General features: G+C 69.0%; 18 protein-coding genes. 9 read left to right on the top strand and 9 right to left on the bottom strand.

All coding sequences use genetic code 11. The features are described from left to right. Nucleotides 1-102: 102 nt before the first annotated feature. The 3 genes from AB0F77_RS15800 to AB0F77_RS15790 form a co-directional block, all read right to left on the bottom strand. Nucleotides 103-1,380 (bottom strand): MFS transporter, encoded by a 1,278-nt coding sequence (locus AB0F77_RS15800; protein ID WP_361947618.1) that lies wholly within the window; start codon nucleotides 1,378-1,380, stop codon nucleotides 103-105. Nucleotides 1,381-1,471: 91 nt separating this feature from the next. Next, nucleotides 1,472-2,554: an inositol-3-phosphate synthase gene (locus AB0F77_RS15795; protein WP_361947615.1), complete on the bottom strand. Its 1,083-nt coding sequence runs from the start codon at nucleotides 2,552-2,554 to the stop codon at nucleotides 1,472-1,474. A 43-nt stretch (nucleotides 2,555-2,597) separates the two neighbouring features. Next, on the bottom strand, nucleotides 2,598-3,281 hold the full coding sequence (locus tag AB0F77_RS15790; RefSeq protein WP_361947612.1) for a PadR family transcriptional regulator: 684 nt from the start codon (nucleotides 3,279-3,281) through the stop codon (nucleotides 2,598-2,600). Between the two features lie 363 nt (nucleotides 3,282-3,644). On the opposite strand from AB0F77_RS15790, the gene AB0F77_RS15785 reads away from it, so the two are divergent. Together AB0F77_RS15785 and AB0F77_RS15780 are read left to right on the top strand one after the other, a co-directional pair. After that, nucleotides 3,645-6,320, top strand: a complete 2,676-nt coding sequence (locus tag AB0F77_RS15785) for a transglycosylase domain-containing protein (protein ID WP_361947609.1) — start codon at nucleotides 3,645-3,647, stop codon at nucleotides 6,318-6,320. Between the two features lie 108 nt (nucleotides 6,321-6,428). Then, the gene (locus AB0F77_RS15780) at nucleotides 6,429-7,937 is read left to right on the top strand and encodes a glycosyltransferase 87 family protein (RefSeq protein ID WP_361947606.1); all 1,509 of its coding nucleotides are present in this window, start codon (nucleotides 6,429-6,431) and stop codon (nucleotides 7,935-7,937) included. Between the two features lie 81 nt (nucleotides 7,938-8,018). Here the strand turns inward: AB0F77_RS15780 and AB0F77_RS15775 are convergent, their stop codons facing one another. The 3 genes from AB0F77_RS15775 to AB0F77_RS15765 all read right to left on the bottom strand — a co-directional run bounded on the left by AB0F77_RS15775 (nucleotide 8,019) and on the right by AB0F77_RS15765 (nucleotide 10,737). Then, entirely contained in the window at nucleotides 8,019-9,050 is a 1,032-nt protein-coding gene (locus tag AB0F77_RS15775) for an alanine racemase (RefSeq protein ID WP_361947603.1), read from the bottom strand. Nucleotides 9,051-9,125: 75 nt separating this feature from the next. Next, nucleotides 9,126-10,247 (bottom strand): peptidoglycan bridge formation glycyltransferase FemX, encoded by a 1,122-nt coding sequence (femX, locus tag AB0F77_RS15770; RefSeq protein ID WP_361947600.1) that lies wholly within the window; start codon nucleotides 10,245-10,247, stop codon nucleotides 9,126-9,128. A 178-nt stretch (nucleotides 10,248-10,425) separates the two neighbouring features. Continuing rightward, nucleotides 10,426-10,737, bottom strand: a complete 312-nt coding sequence (locus AB0F77_RS15765) for a hypothetical protein (protein ID WP_361947597.1) — start codon at nucleotides 10,735-10,737, stop codon at nucleotides 10,426-10,428. A gap of 264 nt (nucleotides 10,738-11,001) precedes the next feature. On the opposite strand from AB0F77_RS15765, the gene rpsF reads away from it, so the two are divergent. The 4 genes from rpsF to rplI all read left to right on the top strand — a co-directional run bounded on the left by rpsF (nucleotide 11,002) and on the right by rplI (nucleotide 12,710). Further along, nucleotides 11,002-11,292 (top strand): 30S ribosomal protein S6, encoded by a 291-nt coding sequence (rpsF, locus tag AB0F77_RS15760; RefSeq protein ID WP_006604399.1) that lies wholly within the window; start codon nucleotides 11,002-11,004, stop codon nucleotides 11,290-11,292. 74 nt (nucleotides 11,293-11,366) lie between these two features. Further along, nucleotides 11,367-11,951 (top strand): single-stranded DNA-binding protein, encoded by a 585-nt coding sequence (locus AB0F77_RS15755; protein ID WP_361947594.1) that lies wholly within the window; start codon nucleotides 11,367-11,369, stop codon nucleotides 11,949-11,951. Nucleotides 11,952-12,008: 57 nt separating this feature from the next. Beyond that, nucleotides 12,009-12,245 (top strand): 30S ribosomal protein S18, encoded by a 237-nt coding sequence (rpsR, locus tag AB0F77_RS15750; protein ID WP_003949403.1) that lies wholly within the window; start codon nucleotides 12,009-12,011, stop codon nucleotides 12,243-12,245. A gap of 18 nt (nucleotides 12,246-12,263) precedes the next feature. Then, a complete protein-coding gene (rplI, locus tag AB0F77_RS15745) occupies nucleotides 12,264-12,710 on the top strand; it encodes a 50S ribosomal protein L9 (protein ID WP_361947591.1) in 447 nt (148 codons plus the stop codon). A gap of 138 nt (nucleotides 12,711-12,848) precedes the next feature. Here the strand turns inward: rplI and AB0F77_RS15740 are convergent, their stop codons facing one another. Beyond that, on the bottom strand, nucleotides 12,849-14,186 hold the full coding sequence (locus AB0F77_RS15740; RefSeq protein ID WP_361947588.1) for an MATE family efflux transporter: 1,338 nt from the start codon (nucleotides 14,184-14,186) through the stop codon (nucleotides 12,849-12,851). Nucleotides 14,187-14,645: 459 nt separating this feature from the next. On the opposite strand from AB0F77_RS15740, the gene dnaB reads away from it, so the two are divergent. Together dnaB and AB0F77_RS15730 are read left to right on the top strand one after the other, a co-directional pair. Next, on the top strand, nucleotides 14,646-16,124 hold the full coding sequence (dnaB, locus tag AB0F77_RS15735; protein ID WP_361947585.1) for a replicative DNA helicase: 1,479 nt from the start codon (nucleotides 14,646-14,648) through the stop codon (nucleotides 16,122-16,124). 84 nt (nucleotides 16,125-16,208) lie between these two features. Beyond that, nucleotides 16,209-17,633 carry a serine hydrolase domain-containing protein gene (locus AB0F77_RS15730; protein ID WP_361947582.1) on the top strand — a complete coding sequence of 475 codons (1,425 nt, stop codon included), beginning with the start codon at nucleotides 16,209-16,211 and terminating at the stop codon, nucleotides 17,631-17,633. Between the two features lie 66 nt (nucleotides 17,634-17,699). Here AB0F77_RS15730 and AB0F77_RS15725 read toward each other — a convergent pair whose 3' ends face one another. Beyond that, the gene (locus AB0F77_RS15725; RefSeq protein ID WP_361947579.1) at nucleotides 17,700-18,152 is read right to left on the bottom strand and encodes a GNAT family N-acetyltransferase; all 453 of its coding nucleotides are present in this window, start codon (nucleotides 18,150-18,152) and stop codon (nucleotides 17,700-17,702) included. A gap of 9 nt (nucleotides 18,153-18,161) precedes the next feature. Further along, a complete protein-coding gene (locus tag AB0F77_RS15720; RefSeq protein WP_361947576.1) occupies nucleotides 18,162-18,620 on the bottom strand; it encodes a MarR family transcriptional regulator in 459 nt (152 codons plus the stop codon). Nucleotides 18,621-18,763: 143 nt separating this feature from the next. Between AB0F77_RS15720 and AB0F77_RS15715 the strand changes: the two genes are divergently transcribed. Further along, complete coding sequence (locus AB0F77_RS15715; protein WP_361947573.1) at nucleotides 18,764-19,975, top strand: MFS transporter; 1,212 nt, start codon at nucleotides 18,764-18,766, stop codon at nucleotides 19,973-19,975. Nucleotides 19,976-20,017: the final 42 nt, after the last annotated feature.

The following is a 20,017-nucleotide window of genomic DNA, read 5'->3' as shown; positions in this document are numbered from 1 at the left end:
ACTTTGGCGCGCGGGACGGAAACGGCCGCGCACCTCGTGAGATAAGACGCACGTAAGTTAACGGCTCCCACTGACAACGCCCTGTCCCAGGGGTTCGCTGTGTCACTGCTGTGACAGTCTCCGGCGTTCAAAGCGGGCCATAAACACAGCAACCACTCCATAGATCAACGCCACTGTGATGACCAGCACCGCCGAGCGCCCGTCCGGCGGGAGCATCAGGGCAGCCACACCGGCCGCGCCGACGAAGGCCACGTTGAACAGCACGTCGTAGACGGAGAAGACCCGGCCACGGAAGCCGTCCTCGACGGCGGACTGCACGATCGTGTCCGTGGAGATCTTCGCGCCCTGGGTGATCAGCCCGAGGACGAACGCCGCGGTCAGCAGGGGGGCCACGGCGAAGGGCAGTCCCAGGGCGGGCACCAGCACCGTGGCGGCGGCCGCGCAGACGACGATCCAGCGGCCGGGCCCGAGCCGTCCCGCCGTCCAGGGCGTCACCACGGCCGCCGCGAAGAAGCCCGCCCCGGAGACCCCGAGCGCGAGCCCCAGCAGCCGCAGCCCGTCGTCCGTGTCGGAGGACAGGGCGTACCGGCACAGCATCAGCAGGAGGACCAGGAGGGCGCCGTAGCAGAAGCGCATCAGCGTCATCGAGAACAGCGCCCAGGCCGCCTCCCGGCGCCGGGGCGAGCCGAGGTGGCGTACGGCGGCCAGCAGACCGCGTGCGGTGCCGGCGAGCGTCGCCCCCAGCCGTGGCCGCGCCGGTGCCAGGTCGGGGCCGAGCAGGTCCGGGGCCATGCGCAGCGACGCCAGCGCCGCGCACAGGTACAGCGCCGCGCCCAGCAGCACCACCGCGGCGTCGGAGTCCGACACCACGAGCCGGACGACGAAGGCGAGACCGCCGCCCGCGGTCGCCGCGAGCGTGCCGGCGGTCGGGGAGATCGAGTTGGCCAGCACCAGGCGCTCGGCGTCGACCACCCGCGGCAGCGCTGCGGACAGACCGGCGAGGACGAAGCGGTTGACGGCGGTGACGCAGAGCGCGGAGACGTAGAACAGCCAGTCGGGGACGTCGCTGACCATGAGCACCGCGGTGGCCGACGCCAGCACGGCGCGCAGCAGATTGCCGTGCACGAAGACCTGGCGGCGCCGCCAGCGGTCGAGCAGGACCCCCGCGAAGGGGCCGACGAGCGAGTACGGGAGCAGCAGCACGGCCATCGCCGAGGCGATCGCGGCGGCCGAGGTCTGCTTCTCCGGGGAGAAGACGACGTAGGTGGCGAGCGCGACCTGGTACACGCCGTCGGCGCCCTGCGAGAGCAGACGTACGGCGAGCAGACGGCGGAAGTCCCGGAGGCGGAGCAGGACGCGCAGGTCACGGACGACGGGCATGGGGCACAGCCTCACACATGGGGAAGGTCCCCGGGCCGTGGAACCCGGGGACCCTCATTCGCCCTGGCAGGAGCAGTTGTGGTGCGGAGGACTAGCGCTCGACGTCGCCGCGGATGAACTTCTCGACGTTCTCGCGGGCCTCGTCGTCGAAGTACTGGACCGGCGGGGACTTCATGAAGTACGAGGACGCCGACAGGATGGGGCCGCCGATGCCGCGGTCCTTGGCGATCTTCGCGGCGCGCAGGGCGTCGATGATGACACCCGCGGAGTTCGGGGAGTCCCAGACCTCGAGCTTGTACTCCAGGTTCAGCGGGACGTCACCGAAGGCACGGCCCTCCAGGCGGACGTAGGCCCACTTGCGGTCGTCCAGCCACTGCACGTAGTCGGACGGGCCGATGTGGACGTTCTTCTCGCCGAGGTCCCGGTCGGGGATCTGGGAGGTGACGGCCTGCGTCTTGGAGATCTTCTTGGACTCCAGGCGCTCGCGCTCGAGCATGTTCTTGAAGTCCATGTTGCCGCCGACGTTCAGCTGCATCGTGCGGTCGAGGACCACACCACGGTCCTCGAACAGCTTCGCCATGACACGGTGCGTGATGGTGGCGCCGACCTGCGACTTGATGTCGTCACCGACGATCGGCACGCCCGCCTCGGTGAACTTGTCCGCCCACTCCTTGGTGCCGGCGATGAAGACCGGGAGGGCGTTGACGAAGGCGACCTTGGCGTCGATGGCGGCCTGGGCGTAGAACTTCGCCGCGTCCTCGGAACCGACGGGCAGGTAGCAGACGAGGACGTCGACCTGCTTGTCCTTGAGGACCTGGACGACGTCGACGGGCTCGGCCTCGGACTCCTCGATGGTCAGGCGGTAGTACTTGCCGAGACCGTCGAGGGTGTGACCGCGCTGGACGGTGACACCGGTGTTGGGCACGTCGCAGATCTTGATGGTGTTGTTCTCGGAGGCGCCGATGGCATCCGCGAGGTCGAGGCCGACCTTCTTCGCGTCGACGTCGAACGCCGCCACGAACTCGATGTCACGGACGTGGTAGTCGCCGAACTGCACGTGCATCAGTCCGGGGACCTTGGACGCCGGGTCGGCGTCCTTGTAGTACTCGACTCCCTGCACCAGCGACGCGGCGCAGTTGCCCACGCCGACGATGGCTACGCGAACCGAACCCATTCCGGTTGCTCCCTGTGTGTACGTGTGAGGCCCTGGCTGGGCTTCACGTGGTGGTGTCGCCGGGCGGATCCGTCCCGGGGATGTCCCCGGGACGGGGCAGGCCGCCCGTCGCTCCCGTTGTGGTGTCGTGCCGAGCGGTCCCTCCGGAGGCGGGACCCGTCAGGTCCCGTCCGGCCCGCTCGCTCTCGATGAGCTCGTTCAGCCAGCGCACTTCGCGCTCCACGGACTCCATTCCGTGGCGCTGGAGCTCAAGCGTGTAGTCGTCGAGGCGTTCCCGGGTGCGCGCCAGGGAGGAGCGCATCTTCTCCAGACGCTCCTCCAGCCGGCTGCGGCGGCCCTCCAGGACGCGCATGCGCACGTCCCGCGACGTCTGCCCGAAGAACGCGAAGCGGGCGGCGAAGTGCTCGTCCTCGTACGCGTCCGGGCCCGTCTGCGAGAGCAGGTCCTCGAAGTGTTCCTTACCTTCCGCCGTCAACCGGTAGACGATCTTGGCGCGGCGCCCCGCCAGGGGGGCGGCCAGGGCGTCTTCGTGGGTGTTGCCCGGTTCCTCGATCAACCAGCCGTTGGCGACCAGCGTCTTGAGGCAGGGGTAGAGCGTTCCGTAACTGAACGCCCGGAAGACACCCAGGGACGTGTTGAGTCGTTTGCGCAGCTCGTAGCCGTGCATCGGAGATTCGCGGAGCAGGCCGAGTACAGCGAACTCGAGGATCCCGGAACGCCGGCTCATCGTCGCCTCCTCCTGTCGTCACCGCGTGCTATCTCGCTCTGATGTATCGACTCGATACATCACGACGATAGAACGGCCTCCCGTGTGCGACAAGAGGGGAAATGGTGAACGGGATCACATCACCGATTCGTAGTGAACAAGTTGCCTGGTTTGGGGTGAACTTCGGCGCTAGGAGGGTTTTGACGGTGCGTAGTCTGTGCGGCATGCAGACTGCCGGGAACCAAGTGACGCTTGAGGACGTCATCGTCGTCGGTGCAGTACGGGTGAATGAGGGAACGACCACATCCGTACTTCGGGGGGACCGGAAACCAGCCGCCGTTTCCAGGCGCGCACGGGTGCGCCTGCCCGAGGAGTAATCGTTCGATGAGCGAGCACCGTCGCAAACCGCCGCAGCCGCAGGGAGGCGGACGCGCCGCGGGCCGACGCGGTCAGCCCGGCTCGGCCGGTCGCCGTGCGGCACCGCGAGGCGCCACCGGGTCACCTGCCGACTCCTATGGACAGGAGGGGTCCGGGGCCGAAGAGGAGCGGCCGTACGGCGGCCGCGCCGACGCTCGGCGTGCTGCCCAGAGAAGCGGCGGCGGCCGTCGCAGAGGGGCCGGGCCCGACGGGCCGACGGGCCCCGGCCGCGGCAGGGGCCGCGCCGCCGCCGCGCCCGGCAAGAAGCGGCTCATCGACTATCCGCGCGCGGACAGGTACGGATGGCAGCGCTGGGTGCCGTCCTGGAAGCTCGTGACGGGCCTGTTCATAGGCTTCATGGGCGGCCTGGTGGCGGTGGCCGGCATCGGCTACGCCATGGTGGGCGTGCCGGACATCGCCAAGACCGCGACGGCCCAGAACAACGTCTACCAGTGGTCCAACGGCGAGACGATGGTCGCCACGGGTGGTGAGGTCAACCGCCAGATCATCCCCTACTCCCAGATCCCCAAGGAGATGCGGTACGCCGTCATCTCCCAGGAGAACAAGACGTTCGAGACCGACAGCGGTGTCGACCCGAACGGCATCGCGCGCGCCGTCTTCAACATGGCCAGGGGCGGTCAGACGCAGGGTGGTTCGACCATCACCCAGCAGTTCGTCAAGAACGCCATGCTGGACGACCAGTCGCAGACCATCTCCCGCAAGTTCAAGGAGATCTTCGTCGCCATCAAGGTGGGCGCCACGGTCCCCAAGGACGAGATCATGGCGGGCTATCTGAACTCGGCGTACTTCGGCCGGGGCGCGTACGGCCTCCAGGCGGCGTCGCGGGCGTACTTCGACAAGGACGCCCAGGCGCTGAACCCGGGTCAGTGCGCCTTCCTGGCGGCGATGCTGAAGGGCGCCACGTACTACGACCCGGCGGGCGCCACGTCGCTCGACCCGTCGGCCACGCCGCAGGCCAACCAGCTGCGGGCCCAGCGGCAGATGCAGGACACGCTGAGCAAGATGGTCGAGTACGGCCATCTGAGCGCGACCGAGCGGGACAAGTACCGCGAGCTTCCCAAGTCCCAGAGCCCGCGCTCGAACAGCCGACTGAGCGGTCAGATCGGTTACCTGGTCGACCTCGCCAAGGCGTACATCGTCAACAACACGGACATCACCGCCGACGACCTCCAGAAGGGCGGTTACACGATCCGGACGACCTTCGAGAAGAAGAAGGTCGACGAGCTCGAGGCCGCCGTCAACAAGGTCCGGAACGCGAAGATCAAGCCCGAGCTGCGTCCGGACAAGGACAAGTACGTCCAGTTCGGCGGTGCGTCGGTGGACCCGGCCTCGGGGGCCATCAAGGCGATCTACGGCGGTGTGGACGCGACCAAGCACTTCACCAACAACGCCGACTCGACCGGAGCCCAGGTGGGGTCGACGTTCAAGCCGTTCGTGCTGGCGGCTGCCATGCAGTGGGGTGTACAGGACCCGGACGGGTCGGGCCAGCGCACCATCGCCTCGCCGAAGAGCATCTACAGCGGCAAGAACAAGCTGAAGATCCGGCAGTACGACGGCTCTGTGTGGACGGACGACAAGGGCAAGGAGTGGCTCCAGACCAACGATGGTGACGAGTCGAAGGGCGACCCGCCCGACTACAAGATCGACCTGCGTCAGGCCATGCAGTTCTCGGTCAACTCCGCCTATGTCCAGCTGGGCATGGACGTCGGTCTGGACAAGGTCAAGCAGGCCGCTCTGGACGCGGGTCTACTGGAGGGCAGCTTCGCCAGCTCCAGGTTCCCCTCGTTCTCCATCGGTACGTCCGACCCCAGCGCGATCCGCATGGCCGGCTCGTACGCCACCTTCGCGGCCAGCGGGCAGCAGCGGTCGCCGTTCTCGGTCGCCGAGGTGAAGAAGCAGGGCGCGACGGTCTATACGCACAAGACGGAGGCCAAGCCGGCGTTCTCCGCGAAGGTCGCCGACAACGTGACCAACGTGCTGCAGACCGTGGTCAAGGCGGGCACCGGTACCAGTGCCCAGCTCCCCGGCCGTGAGGTGGCGGGCAAGACCGGTACGACCGACGGCAACAAGTCCGCCTGGTTCGTCGGCTACACGCCCCAGCTGTCCACCGCGATCAGCATGTTCCGGATAGACGACGACGCGAACAACAAGAACCGTACGTTCTTGGAGATGTACGGAACGGGTGGCGAGAAGGAGATCCACGGCGCCTCGTTCCCGGCCCAGATCTGGCAGGACTACATGTCCCAAGCGCTGGAGGGCCAGCCGGTGGAGAAGTTCCCGACGCCGGAGCCCATCGGTGAGGTCCTGAACGCCGAGCCGAGCCCGTCGCCCACCCCGTCGGTCACGCCCAGCGAGACCCCGAGTGAGACGCCGAGCGAGACCCCGAGCGAGACGCCGAGTGCTCCGACGCCCTCGACCTCCGAGTCCTGCAATTTCTTCGGCTGCTCGAACGGCGGCAACGACGGCGGTGGCGGCAACGGTGGTCCCGGTGGCAACGGTGGTCCCGGCGGCGGGGGCGGTCCGGGCGGTGAGGACCCCTCATCGACGCCGACCGCGACGGAGTCGACCGGCACCACCAGAGGCGGCAACGGAGGCATCTTCCCCGGAGACGGCCAGAACTAGCCGCGATATCGCCCGCTACGGGTGTTTCACGTGAAACATGGGCCGCCGCACCTGTGAGGTGCGGCGGCCCTCGCCGTATTCCGGGGCGCGTACGGCAGGATGTGCCCCATGCCCAGTGCAGAAACGACGCCCGCGAGCGTCCACGAGCCGGAGCCGGTACGACCGACCCGGGAGGACGAGGTCGCCGCGGCCGGCAGTGAGCTGATCGGCGGCCCCATCGGGCGGCGCGCCCTGCTCGGGACGTCCTGGTGGACGCCCGTCCGGGTCGTCGCTGTCGTGGCGATCGGCATGTTCGCCCTCGGCCTCGTCCAGAAGGCGCCCTGCTACAACGGCGCCTGGTTCTTCGGCGCGAGTTCCCAGTACACGCACGCGTGCTACTCGGACATCCCGCACCTCTACCAGGGACGTGGCTTCGCGGACGGGCTCGTGCCCTACTTCGACAAGCTCCCGGGCGACATGGACTACCTCGAATACCCGGTCCTCACCGGTGTGTTCATGGAGGTGGCCGCCTGGCTCACGCCCGGCAGCGGCAGCATCCAGCACCAGGAGCAGTGGTACTGGTTCGTCAACGCCGGAATGCTGATGGTGTGCGCGGCCGTCATCGCCGTCTGCGTCTCCCGCACCCAGGCCCGGCGCCCCTGGGACGGCCTGCTGGTCGCCCTCGCGCCCGCCTTCGTGCTGACCGCCACCATCAACTGGGACCTCCTGGCGGTCGCTCTGACGGCCGCGGCGATGCTGATGTGGTCCCGGGGCCGCTCCCTCGCGTTCGGCGTCCTCCTGGGGCTCGCCACGGCCGCCAAGCTGTATCCCGTGCTGCTCCTCGGCCCCCTGCTCGTCCTGTGCTGGCGTGCGGGCCGCTGGCGGGACTTCGGCAAGGCCCTGGGCGGCGCCGCGGTCGCCTGGGTCGTCGTGAACCTTCCGGTGATGCTCTTCGCCTTCGACGGCTGGTCGAAGTTCTACACGTTCAGCCAGGAACGCGGCGTGGACTTCGGTTCGTTCTGGCTGATCTGGGCCCAGAACACGAGCACCCCGCCCACGACCGACACGGTCAACACGCTCGCCATGCTGCTCATGGTGGCGTGCAGCGCCGGCATCGCGGTCCTCACCTTCACGGCCCCGCGCCGGCCGCGCTTCGCCCAGCTCGCGTTCCTGATCGTCGCGGCGTTCATCCTCACCAACAAGGTCTACTCCCCCCAGTACGTCCTGTGGCTGGTGCCGCTGGCCGTGCTCGCCCGGCCGAAGTGGCGGGACTTCCTGATCTGGCAGGCGTGCGAAGTCGCGTACTACCTGGGGATCTGGATGTACCTCGCGTACACGACCAGCGGGGACGCCCACAAGGGCCTGCCCACCCACGGCTACCACTGGGCGATCGCCGTGCATCTGCTCGGCACGCTGTACCTGTGCGCCGTGGTCGTCCGGGACATCCTGCTGCCGGACCGGGACGTGGTACGCCGCTCCGGCGACGACGACCCGTCGGGAGGAGTGCTCGACGGCGCCGAGGACGTCTTCGTCCTGGGCACGGCCGCCCGTCCGGCGCGGCACGCCGCCCACATCGAGGGGCCGTCCGTGCAGTGGGGAAGCCATGGACCGGCGCCCTCCGCCGAGGGTTCGCTCTGAGCGAACAGCCGGTCGGCAGGCCGTGAAAAAGGCCGTACACGCACTGCGCGTGTACGGCCTTCCCGCTGTCCCGGGACCTGCCTAGCGGTCGACCGACCGGTCGAACTGCGTGGTGGTGTGCCGCAGATGGGCCACCAGCTCCTCGCCGACCTTGGGCTCCGGCGCGTCCGACGGCACGAACAGGATCGACACCTGCATGTGCGGCGGCTCCGCGAACCAACGCTGCTTGCCGCCCCAGACGAACGGCGACAGGTTCCGGTTGACCGTGGCCAGGCCCGCCCGCGCCACGCCCTTGGCGCGCGGCATGACGCCGTGCAGGGCCTTCGGGGCCTCCAGGCCCACCCCGTGCGACGTTCCGCCCGCCACGACCACCAGATAGCCGTCGGAGGCCGCCTTCTGCTGCCGGTAGCCGAACCGGTCCCCCTTCGTCACCCGCGTGACGTCCAGGACCGCGCCGCGGTACTCCGTGGCCTCGTGGTCCCCCAGCCACAGCCGCGTGCCGATGCGGGCTCGGAAGCGGGTCTGCGGGAACTGCTGGCGCAGCCGGGCGAGTTCGTCGGCCTTCAGATGGCTCACGAACATCGTGTGCAGCGGCAGCCGGGCCGCCCGCAGCCGGTCCATCCAGCCGATGACCTCCTCGACGGCGTCCGAGCCGTCCGTGCGGTCCAGCGGCAGGTGGATGGCGAAGCCCTCCAGGCGGATGTTCTCTATGGCGGCGTGCAGCTGCGGCAGGTCCTGCTCGCTGATGCCGTGCCGCTTCATCGAGGACATCACCTCGATGACGACACGGGCCCCCACGAGGCCGTACACGCCGTCCACCGACGACACCGAGCGGATGACCCGGTCGGGCAGCGGGACGGGCTCCTCACCGCGCCGGTAGGGCGTCAGGACCAGCAGGTCACCGCCGAAGAAGTCCTTGATGCGCGCGGCCTCGTACGTCGTGCCGACGGCGAGGACGTCCGAGCCGAGCCGTGTCGCCTCCTCCGCCAGCCGTTCGTGCCCGAAACCGTAGCCGTTGCCCTTGCAGACCGGGACGAGTCCCGGGAACTGCTCCTGCACGTGCTTGTGGTGCGCCCGCCAGCGCGCGGTGTCGACGTAGAGCGTGAGCGCCATGGCCGGACCCGGGACCTTTCTCGTGGCTGCCGTGTTTCAGAGGTAGGCAAGTTTATGGAACCCGAAGGCCCGGTCTCACCGGCGCGACATGTAGATGTCGAGCGCCTTGTGGAGCAGCTTGTTGAGCGGGAAGTCCCACTCGCCGAGGTACTCGGCCGCCTGTCCACCGGTGCCCACCTTGAACTGGATCAGACCGAAGAGGTGATCGGTCTCGTCCAGCGAGTCGGAGATGCCGCGCAGGTCGTAGACGGTGGCGCCGAGCGCGTAGGCGTCGCGCAGCATCCGCCACTGCATCGCGTTGGAGGGCCGCACCTCACGGCCGATGTTGTCGGAGGCGCCGTAGGAGTACCAGACGTGCCCGCCGACGATCAGCATGGTCGCCGCGGACAGGTTCACCCCGTTGTGCCGGGCGAAGTACAGCCGCATCCGGTTGGGGTCCTCGGTGTTGAGCGCCGTCCACATGCGCTGGAAGTACGACAGCGGACGCGGCCGGAAGTGGTCGCGCACGGCGGTGATCTCGTACAGCCGCTGCCACTCCTCCAGCTCGTGGTAGCCGCCCTGGACGACCTCGACGCCGGCCTTCTCGGCCTTCTTGATGTTGCGGCGCCACAGCTGGTTGAAGTTCTTGTGGACCTCTTCCAGGGAGCGGTTGGCGAGCGGCACCTGGTACACGTAGCGGGGCTGGACGTCGCCGAAGCCGGCGCCGCCGTCCTCGCCCTGCTGCCAGCCCATGCGGCGGAGCTTGTCCGCGACCTCGAAGGCGCGCGGCTCGATGAAGTCGGCCTCGATGTCGCGCAGCCGCTTCACGTCCGGGTCCTGGATGCCCGCCTTGATGGAGTTGGCCTCCCAGCGGCGGATGATCACCGGCGGGCCCATCTTCACGGAGAACGCGCCCTGGTGCTTGAGGTGCGCCAGCATCGGCTGGATCCAGTCGTCCAGGTTCGGCGCGAACCAGTTGATGACCGGACCCTCGGGGAGATACGCCAGATAGCGCTTGATCTTGGGGAGCTGCCGGTAGAGGACGAGACCGGCGCCGACCAGCTCACCCGTGCGGTCGTCGAACCAGCCGAGGCTCTCGGAGCGCCACTCAGCCTTGACGTCTGCCCAGGCCGGGACCTGCATGTGGCTCGCCGACGGCAGGCTCTGGATGTACGCCAGGTGCTGCTCGCGACTGATCGTCCTCAGGGTCAGGCTCATTCGGGGGGCTCCTCGGGCTGGTGTGTCCCCATGGGTACAGGGGCTCCGGCTCTCGCGCCGAAGCCTACTGCGCCCCGCGAGCGCCCTGACTGGGCAGTACGGAACCCACGCCCCGGCCTGGGGGCACCGGGGCGTTCCGGAGGGGGCGACGGGGTGTCCGGAGGGTGGGTCCGGAGGGTCAGAAGAGCCCGCCGAACAGGCCACCGTGCGCCATGCCGATGAAGAAGCCGATGCCGGCGGCACCGAGACCCAGGATCAGGCCGAACCGTTCACGCGTGGTCTCGGAGATCCACTGGCCGTAGAGGCCGGTCAGGATGCCCACCAGGCCGGTCCAGGAGCTGAGCAGGTGCAGGCTGTGGAAGAACGACGAGACGAAGGCGGTCAGCCCGAGCGCCGCGGTCACCGCGAGCAGCGCGTCCTGGAGCGGATGGGGCTTGCCGTCGGTGGCGAACAGGGAGCCGGCGGTGTTGGGTCGCAATGCCTGTGCCATGGGGCACCTCCTGCGGAAGGCGGCGCACGGTAGCGCCGTACACACCCGATGTGTACAGATTGACGGCCCCGGCGGCCGGATTTCAACCGGAAGGGCGGGTGCGGGTAGGCTGTACCGTCTGCACCGGTGTCTGCCCAGGCCCTGGCCGGGAATCCCGAGGGACCACCCCGATTGTCAGTGGTGGCCGATACCGTTGCGTACGCATCACAACCCTCCTGCCACGGAACGACCGTGGCCGCTGAGTCCAGAGGAGGTGGGTTCCACATGCGTCACTACGAGGTGATGGTCATCCTCGACCCCGATCTCGAGGAGCGCGCTGTCTCCCCGCTGATCGAGAACTTCCTTTCCGTCGTCCGTGAGGGCAACGGCAAGGTGGAGAAGGTCGACACCTGGGGCCGTCGTCGTCTCTCGTACGAGATCAAGAAGAAGCCCGAGGGCATCTACTCGGTCATCGACCTTCAGGCCGAGCCTGCGGTCGTCAAGGAGCTCGACCGCCAGATGAACCTGAACGAGTCGGTCCTCCGGACCAAGGTCCTCCGCCCCGAGACCCACTGAGCCTTCCGCTCAGCTGATCTCGGGATTCGAGTAGCAGCAAGCAGCCAGCAGCAAACCCGCCGAGAGGTTCCCCCATGGCAGGCGAGACCGTCATCACGGTCGTCGGCAATCTTGTCGATGACCCCGAGCTGCGCTTCACCCCGTCCGGTGCGGCGGTCGCGAAGTTCCGCGTCGCGTCCACTCCCCGCACCTTCGACCGCCAGACGAACGAGTGGAAGGACGGCGAGAGCCTCTTCCTCACCTGCTCGGTCTGGCGTCAGGCGGCGGAGAACGTCGCCGAGTCGCTCCAGCGAGGCATGCGCGTCATCGTGCAGGGCCGGCTGAAGCAGCGGTCCTACGAGGACCGTGAGGGCGTCAAGCGCACGGTCTACGAGCTGGACGTCGAGGAAGTCGGCGCCAGCCTCCGCAACGCCACGGCCAAGGTCACCAAGACCGCCGGCGGTGGCCGCGGTGGCCAGGGCGGTTACGGCGGCGGTGGCCAGGGCGGCCAGGGTGGCGGCGGCTGGGGCGGTGGCCCCGGCGGCGGTCAGCAGGGCGGCGCTCCGGCCGACGACCCGTGGGCGACCGGCGCTCCGGCCGGTGGCGGCCAGGGCGGCGGTGGCTGGGGCGGAGGCTCCGGCGGCGGCGGTGGCGGCTACTCGGACGAACCCCCCTTCTAGACCTTCCGGTCGAAGGTGGGTCGTACCCCAACTTCTTGATCACACAGGAGAAACACCATGGCGAAGCCGCCTGTGCGCAAGCCGAAGAAGAAGGTCTGCGCTTTCTGCAAGGACAAGGTCACGTACGTGGACTACAAGGACACGAACATGCTGCGGAAGTTCATTTCCGACCGCGGCAAGATCCGTGCCCGCCGCGTGACCGGCAACTGCACGCAGCACCAGCGTGACGTCGCCACGGCCGTCAAGAACAGCCGTGAGATGGCGCTGCTGCCCTACACGTCCACCGCGCGCTAAGGAGAGGGTGACCGACTCATGAAGATCATCCTCACTCACGAGGTCTCCGGCCTCGGTGCCGCCGGCGACGTCGTCGACGTCAAGGACGGTTACGCTCGCAACTACCTGATCCCGCGGAACTTCGCGATCCGCTGGACCAAGGGTGGCGAGAAGGATGTCGAGCAGATCCGTCGTGCTCGCAAGATCCACGAGATCCAGACCATCGAGCAGGCCAACGCCGTGAAGGCTCAGCTCGAGGGCGTGAAGGTCCGCCTGGCCGTCCGTTCGGGCGACTCCGGCCGTCTCTTCGGTTCCGTCACCCCGGCCGACGTCGCTTCCGCGATCAAGGCTTCCGGTGGCCCCGAGGTCGACAAGCGTCGTATCGAGCTGGGTTCGCCGATCAAGACCCTGGGCTCTCACGAGACGTCCGTGCGTCTGCACCCCGAGGTTGCCGCGAAGGTCAGCGTCGAGGTCATCTCGGCCTGAACGCCGCGCTCGGTCTGAGCAGTGCACAAGGGGCCGCACCCTTCCTGGGTGCGGCCCCTTGCATGTGCCTCAACTCGCTTGATCGGCGGGCATGTTTCACGTGAAACGTGCGGCCCTGCGGTGTTTCACGTGAAACGGTCAGCGGGTCGCGCCCGTCACGATCCAGCGTCCGGAGCGGGTGCGCACCCAGAGGGTGAGCATCCGGACCAGCATCATCAGGGTCATGGCTCCCCAGAGCGCGGTGAGACCGCCTCCGAAGCTCGGCACGAGCAGCGCCACCGGGCAGAAGACCACGAGGGTCACCACCATGGCCCCGGCCAGATATGGGCCGTCTCCGGCACCCATCAGTACGCCGTCCAGGATGTACACCACACCGCAGATCGGCTGGGAGAGCGCCACCATGAGCAGGGCGGGCAGTGCGGCGTCCTTCACCAGGGAGTCGCCGGTGAACAATGGCAGGAAGAGCGGCCGGGCTGCCACCACCAGGAGGCCGAGGACAGCCCCTGTCGCGATGCCCCACTGGACCATGCGGCGGCAGGCGTCCCGGGCGCCCTGTGGATCGTCGGCGCCGAGATAGCGCCCGATGATGGCCTGACCGGCGATCGCGATGGCGTCCAGGGCGAAGGCCAGCAGGCTCCACAAGGACAGGATGATCTGGTGGGCGGCGATGTCCGCGTCACCGAGACGGGCCGCCACGGCGGTGGCGATCATAAGGACCGCCCGCAGCGAGAGCGTCCGGACGAGCAGGGGGACGCCGGCCTGGGCCGAGGCGCGGATGCCGGTGGCGTCGGGACGCAGCGATGCCCCGTGTCTGCGGGCGCCCCGGACCACCACGGTGAGATAGATCGCCGCCATGGCGCACTGCGCGATCACGGTGCCCCAGGCGGAGCCCGCGATGCCGAGGCCGGCGCCATAGACCAATACGGTGTTCAGGGCCCCGTTGGCGACAAAGCCTCCGACGGCCACATAGAGCGGGGTCCTGGTGTCCTGGAGCCCGCGCAGCACACCGGTTGCGGCGAGCACGACCAGCATGGCCGGGATGCCCAGAGCGGAGATCCGCAGATACGTCGTCGCGTACGGGGCTGCCGTGTGGGAGGAGCCGAAGAGGTCCACGAGCCAGGGGGCCAGCGGTAGCACGACGGCGATGACGGCGGCACCGAGCAGCAGGGCCAGCCAGATGCCGTCCATGCCCTGGCGGATCGCCGACGGGAGATCACCCGCGCCGACGCGGCGGGCGACGGCCGCCGTGGTGGCGTAGGCGAGGAAGACGAAGACGCTCACCGCGGTGGTGAGCAGGGCCGAGGCGACACCGAGACCGGCGAGCTGGGACGTGCCGAGATGGCCGACGATGGCGCTGTCGGCCATGACGAACAGGGGCTCGGCGACCAGCGCGCCGAAGGCCGGGACGGCGAGCGCGACGATCTCCCGGTCGTGCCGTCGCCGGGTGTCCCTGGGTATCACGGAGGCCTGTGGCATGAGCACTAATCTAATCGTCCACAGGTAATGGATACAAACCAGCACTGACCCTTACTCAGGGTCTTGGGGCGTGTGCACTCGTATGCCGTTCGAGCTGATCTTGGTCCGACTGGGGAAGTTTTTCTTCTGCACAGCCGGTGGATGGGAAAAGTGCAGGTCAGACGTGCTTGATCACGATGATCGAGGGCTTGTTCACAGCACTGTCCACCGGGTCGTGCACAGGTTTTGCCGGGTTCTCCACAGCATCGGGGCCGTCGTCCACATGGCCTGTGGATAACCAGATTGGCTGAGGGTGCCGAGGGGCCTAACGTGGTGCGGCGCCCGCTGTCCTCGTCGGCCTGTGAACCCTCACAAAACCGACGCGTTCGAGGCGGAGCCGGGCGTCTCTGAATGTCAGTGCCGTGCCGTAGAACTGAGGACACGGCTAGGTCCGCCGGGCGGACGGGAGGGGGTGGCTCGGTGAGCATTTCCGAGCCGTTGGACGACCCGTGGGCCGACAGCGGACCCAGTGATCGTCTGCCCGCCTCACGCCGGCGCGGGGACGGCGGGCGGGGCCGGGACGAGCAGCACGACCGGGGCCGGGAGAACGGCAACTGGGACGGTGGGGGCGCGTCCTTCGAGCGGGTGCCGCCCCAGGACCTCGACGCCGAACAGTCCGTCCTCGGCGGCATGTTGCTGTCCAAGGACGCCATCGCCGACGTGGTCGAGATCCTCAAGGGCCACGACTTCTACAAGCCCGCGCACGAGACGATCTACCAGGCGATCCTCGACATCTACGCCAAGGGTGAGCCGGCCGACCCCATCACGATCGCCGCCGAGCTGACCAAGCGCGGCGAGATCAACAAGGTCGGCGGCGCCTCGTATCTGCACACGCTCGTCCAGACGGTGCCGACGGCGGCGAACGCCGAGTACTACGCGGAGATCGTCCACGAGCGGGCCGTGCTGCGCCGCCTGGTGGAGGCCGGGACGCGCATCACACAGATGGGATACGCGGCCGACGGCGACGTGGACGAGATCGTCAACAGCGCGCAGGCCGAGATCTTCGCCGTCACCGAGCAGCGCACCAGCGAGGACTATCTGCCGCTCGGCGACATCATGGAGGGCGCGCTCGACGAGATCGAGGCGATCGGCTCGCGCAGCGGCGAGATGACGGGTGTGCCGACGGGCTTCACCGACTTCGACTCCCTCACCAACGGGCTGCACCCCGGCCAGATGATCGTCATCGCGGCCCGTCCCGCGATGGGCAAGTCCACGCTCGCGCTGGACTTCGCGCGGGCGGCCTCGATCAAGAACAACCTGCCGAGCGTGATCTTCTCGCTCGAGATGGGGCGCAACGAGATCGCGATGCGTCTGCTGTCCGCCGAGGCGCGGGTCGCCCTGCACCACATGCGGTCCGGCACGATGACCGACGAGGACTGGACGCGGCTGGCCCGCCGGATGCCCGACGTGTCCGCGGCGCCCCTCTACATCGACGACTCCCCGAACCTGTCGATGATGGAGATCCGCGCCAAGTGCCGCCGGCTCAAGCAGCGCAACGACCTCAAGCTCGTCGTGATCGACTATCTCCAGCTGATGCAGTCCGGCGGCTCCCGCCGGGCCGAGAGCCGTCAGCAGGAGGTCTCGGACATGTCCCGTAACCTCAAGCTCCTCGCCAAGGAACTGGAGCTCCCGGTCATCGCGCTCTCCCAGCTGAACCGTGGCCCCGAGCAGCGCACCGACAAGAAGCCGATGGTCTCCGACCTGCGTGAGTCCGGCTCCATCGAGCAGGACGCCGACATGGTCATCCTGCTGCACCGCGAGGACGCGTACGAGAAGGAGTCCCCCCGCGCGGGCGAGGCCGACCTGATCGTCGCCAAGCACCGCAACGGCCCCACAGCCACGATCACGGTCGCCTTCCAGGGCCACTACTCCCGCTTCGTGGACATGGCCCAGACCTGACCGGTCCCCTCGGCCCTGTCGGCATCGGGGCTCGGGGCGGGAAATGGATTCGACCCCGGGGGATTCTGCGGATGGACTGGGGGGATGACGACTTCTTCTGATGGTGTGGTGGCCGGCGACGGGTTGCTTGCGGGGACGCGGCGGGCGTTGGTGCGGCGGATCGCCGTGGCGCAGGCCGAGGGGCGGGCGCCGTCGCTGGTGGCGGCCGTCGTGCGCGATGGACGGGCGGTGTGGCACGGGGCGCGCACGAGTGTGGACGGGCACGGACCCGACGAGAACGTGCAGTACCGGATCGGGTCGATCACCAAGACGTTCACGGCCGTCCTCGTCCTCCGGCTGCGCGACGAGGGACTGCTCGACCTCGGGGACCCGCTGGAGAAGCATCTGCCGGGCACCGGCGCGGGGGAGGCCACCGTCGCTCAACTGCTCGCGCACACGGGCGGGTTGGCGGCGGAGTCGCCCGCGCCCTGGTGGGAGCGGACGCCCGGCTCATTGCGCCCCGAGCTGAGCGACGTGCTCGGTGCGCAGCCGTTCCTGCACCCCGTCGGGCGGCGGCACCACTACTCGAACCCCGGATACACGCTGTTGGGCGCCCTGGTGGAGGAGGTGCGCGGCGCTTCCTGGGAGGAGGTGCTGCGGCGCGAGGTGCTTGAACCCCTCGGCCTGGACCGCACGGGCGGACAGCCGCGGGCGCCCCACGCGGGCGGCTGGGCCGTGCACCCGTGGGCGGACGTCCTCCTGCCCGAGCCGGTCGAGGACCTCGGCCGTATGGCGCCGGCGGGACAGCTGTGGTCCACGACCGCCGACCTGGCGCGGTTCGCGGTCTTCCTGGCCCACGGCGACGACCGTGTGCTGAGCGCCGAGTCCGTTCGGGAGATGAGGACGCCCGCGGCCCCGGCCGAGGCGTCGGACGTCGCGGATGGTGCCGCCTACGGCCTCGGCATGCAGATCCAGCACCGCGACGGCCGGCTGCTCGTCGGCCACTCCGGCTCGCTGCCCGGCTTCCTGGCGAGCCTCACCCTCAGCGTCGAGGACGACGTGGCCGCCGTCGTGCTGGCCAACTGCACCTCGGGCCCGCCGATCTCCGCGATCGGCGCCGATCTCGTCCGTATCGTCGCCGAGGCAGAGCCCCGGATTCCCGAGCCCTGGCGGCCGCTGCGGGAAGTGGACCCGGCCGTACTGGAGTTGGCGGGCCAGTGGTACTGGGGCACCCACGGCTGCGCCCTCCGGGTGACCGCCGACGGGCTGGTCTCGCTGGAGCCGCTGTCCGGGAAGGGCCGCCGCTCCCGGTTCCGCGCCAACGGTGACGGCACCTGGACCGGGCTCGAGGGCTACTACGCCGGAGAGCTCCTGAAGGCCGTACGACGGCCTGACGGGTCCGTGAGCCATCTCGACCTCGGCTCGTTCGTCTTCACGCGTCAGCCGTACGACCAGGGGGCTCCGGTGCCCGGTGGTGTCGACCCCGACGGGTGGCGCGGCATCGGCCAGCCGCCGACTGACGCAGGGTAGGGCGTGGGAGGCGGCCTGTTTCACGTGAAACAGGCCGCTTCTTCCGTTCCCTGCCGATTTGGCTTGTCAGAGCGGGAGTTTGAAGCCCACATGGGAGGCCGTGAACCCGAGCCGCTCATAAAAACGGTGGGCATCGGTCCGCGTCCGGTCGGACGTCAGCTGGACCAACTGGCAGCCCAGCCGCCGGGATTCCTCCACCGCCCACTCGATGAGCCGCGTCCCCAGACCGCTGCCGCGCTCGTCGGCGTGGATGCGGACGGCCTCGATGATCGATCTTGTCGCACCCCGCCGGGACAGCCCCAGCACGATCGTGAGCTGGAGCGTGCCGACCACACGGCCCTCCCGCACGGCGACCACCAGATGCTGGTTCGGGTCCGCGCTCAGTCGTTCCAGCGCCTCCTGGTACGGAGCGAGGTCGTCCGGTGACTCGCGCTGTGCGCCCAGTGGGTCGTCGGCGAGCATCCCGACGATCACCGGGATGTCGTCGGCGTCCGCGGCGCGTATCTCAAGATCTCCCATGCCCGCACCCTATGCGGGCACGTTCAGCGACTCCACGACGCGCACGAGCGGAGCCAGCTCGGGGTTCTTCGCCGCCTCGTCGAGGGCCTCGCGCAGCGCGGCGTCGTTGGTGGGCCGCGCCGCTTCCAGCAGCGCGAGCCCGGCCGGCGTGACGTTCGTGTAGATGCCACGGCGGTCGGTCGGGCACAGATAGCGCTCCAGGAGACCGCGGTCCTCAAGGCGGGTGACCAGCCGGGTGGTGGCGCTCTGGCTGAGGACGACGGCGTCGGCGACCTGCTTCATCTGCAGATGCCCCCCATCACCGTCGTGCTGTCGGCTGAGCACGTCGAGCAGGGAGTACTCGCGCACGCTCAGATCGTGCCCCGCTTGCAGGGCGCGCTCGATGTGCGCCTCGATCCTGCCGTGCAGCAGTGCGAGGGCGGACCAGCCCTGCGCGAGGGCGGTGAGCGCGGGGTCCGTCGCTGTCATGTGGCGTTTCCTCCGTCCCGGAGCGGCTGAGAACAAGGATAGAGCAGGTTCGCAATATCCTTCGTTTGCCTATAGCCAGCGTCTGCAACTATTGTGGACGCACGCAAAGCGCTCCTGCAATCGTCTGGGAAGGGTGTACCTCCATGCCTCTCGCGCTTCTGGCTCTCGCGATCGGGGCCTTCGGCATCGGCACGACCGAGTTCGTGATCATGGGTCTGCTGCCCGAGGTCGCGGGTGACTTCGGGGTCTCCATCCCCACGGCGGGCCTGCTCGTGACCGGCTACGCGCTCGGTGTCGTGGCCGGTGCCCCGCTGATGACCGTGCTCGGCACCAAGGTCTCCCGCAAGCGCATGCTGATGCTGCTGATGGGCCTGTTCATCGTCGGGAACCTGATCTCCGCCGTCGCCCCCGTCTTCGCGGTGATGCTGGTGGGCCGGGTGATCGCCTCACTCGCGCACGGCGCCTTCTTCGGCATCGGCTCGGTCGTCGCGGCCGAACTGGTCGCCCCGGACAAGAAGGCCGGAGCCATCGCGATGATGTTCACCGGGCTGACCGTGGCCAATGTCGTCGGAGTCCCCCTGGGCACGCTCATCGGGCAGCACGTCGGCTGGCGCGTCACCTTCGGCATCGTCGCCGTGCTCGGTCTGGTCGGCCTGGCGGGCATCGCCCGGCTGGTCCCGGACATGCCGAAGCCCGAGGGAGTCCGTCTCCGCCACGAACTGGCCGCCTTCAAGAACGCCCAGGTCCTGCTCGCCATGGCGATGACCGTCCTCGGCTTCGGCGGCGTCTTCGCGGCCGTCACCTATATCGCGCCGATGATGACCCATGTCGCCGGCTTCGCCGACGACTCCGTCACCTGGCTGCTCGTCCTCTTCGGCCTCGGCATGGTCGGTGGCAACCTCGTCGGCGGCAGGTTCGCCGACCGCGCCCTGATGCCCATGCTCTACCTCTCGCTCGGCGCCCTGGCCGTTGTGCTCGCCCTGTTCACGCTCACCGCCCACAACAAGATCGCGGCGGCCGTGACCATCACCCTGATCGGCGCCCTGGGTTTCGCGACCGTCCCGCCGCTCCAGAAGCGTGTCCTCGACCAGGCGCACGGCGCCCCCACGCTGGCGTCGGCCGTCAACATCGGCGCCTTCAACCTGGGCAACGCCCTCTCCGCCTGGCTCGGCGGCCTCGTGATCGCGGCCGGCCTCGGCTACACCGCCCCGAACTGGGTCGGCGCCGTCCTCGCCGCCGCGGCCCTCGTCCTCGCCGTCCTCTCGGCCGCCCTGGAGCGCCGGCACGGCGCCCCCGGCACCGTGGTGGCCGGCGGCACGCCTGCCGGGCAGCGGACGGCGGTCCACCACTCCTGACCCCCTCCAACCCCCAAGAACCCCCTCTGCACCACCCCAAGG

Source organism: Streptomyces sp. NPDC026672, assembly GCF_040638185.1.
GTDB lineage: Bacteria > Actinomycetota > Actinomycetes > Streptomycetales > Streptomycetaceae > Streptomyces.
This window is presented reverse-complemented; position numbering and strand designations above follow the sequence as displayed.

Bases quoted from the DNA above. Each gene is read 5' to 3' on its own strand.
- AB0F77_RS15800 (WP_361947618.1), bottom strand. From the start codon at position 1,380: ATGCCCGTCGTCCGTGACCTGCGCGTCCTGCTCCGCCTCCGGGACTTC.
- AB0F77_RS15740 (WP_361947588.1), bottom strand. From the start codon at position 14,186: ATGCCACAGGCCTCCGTGATACCCAGGGACACCCGGCGACGGCACGAC.
- AB0F77_RS15795 (WP_361947615.1), bottom strand. From the start codon at position 2,554: ATGGGTTCGGTTCGCGTAGCCATCGTCGGCGTGGGCAACTGCGCCGCG.
- AB0F77_RS15765 (WP_361947597.1), bottom strand. From the start codon at position 10,737: ATGGCACAGGCATTGCGACCCAACACCGCCGGCTCCCTGTTCGCCACC.
- AB0F77_RS15780 (WP_361947606.1), top strand. From the start codon at position 6,429: ATGCCCAGTGCAGAAACGACGCCCGCGAGCGTCCACGAGCCGGAGCCG.
- AB0F77_RS15730 (WP_361947582.1), top strand. From the start codon at position 16,209: ATGACGACTTCTTCTGATGGTGTGGTGGCCGGCGACGGGTTGCTTGCG.
- rplI (WP_361947591.1), top strand. From the start codon at position 12,264: ATGAAGATCATCCTCACTCACGAGGTCTCCGGCCTCGGTGCCGCCGGC.
- AB0F77_RS15725 (WP_361947579.1), bottom strand. From the start codon at position 18,152: ATGGGAGATCTTGAGATACGCGCCGCGGACGCCGACGACATCCCGGTG.
- AB0F77_RS15790 (WP_361947612.1), bottom strand. From the start codon at position 3,281: ATGAGCCGGCGTTCCGGGATCCTCGAGTTCGCTGTACTCGGCCTGCTC.
- AB0F77_RS15775 (WP_361947603.1), bottom strand. From the start codon at position 9,050: ATGGCGCTCACGCTCTACGTCGACACCGCGCGCTGGCGGGCGCACCAC.
- femX (WP_361947600.1), bottom strand. From the start codon at position 10,247: ATGAGCCTGACCCTGAGGACGATCAGTCGCGAGCAGCACCTGGCGTAC.
- AB0F77_RS15755 (WP_361947594.1), top strand. From the start codon at position 11,367: ATGGCAGGCGAGACCGTCATCACGGTCGTCGGCAATCTTGTCGATGAC.
- AB0F77_RS15720 (WP_361947576.1), bottom strand. From the start codon at position 18,620: ATGACAGCGACGGACCCCGCGCTCACCGCCCTCGCGCAGGGCTGGTCC.
- rpsR (WP_003949403.1), top strand. From the start codon at position 12,009: ATGGCGAAGCCGCCTGTGCGCAAGCCGAAGAAGAAGGTCTGCGCTTTC.
- AB0F77_RS15715 (WP_361947573.1), top strand. From the start codon at position 18,764: ATGCCTCTCGCGCTTCTGGCTCTCGCGATCGGGGCCTTCGGCATCGGC.
- rpsF (WP_006604399.1), top strand. From the start codon at position 11,002: ATGCGTCACTACGAGGTGATGGTCATCCTCGACCCCGATCTCGAGGAG.
- AB0F77_RS15785 (WP_361947609.1), top strand. From the start codon at position 3,645: ATGAGCGAGCACCGTCGCAAACCGCCGCAGCCGCAGGGAGGCGGACGC.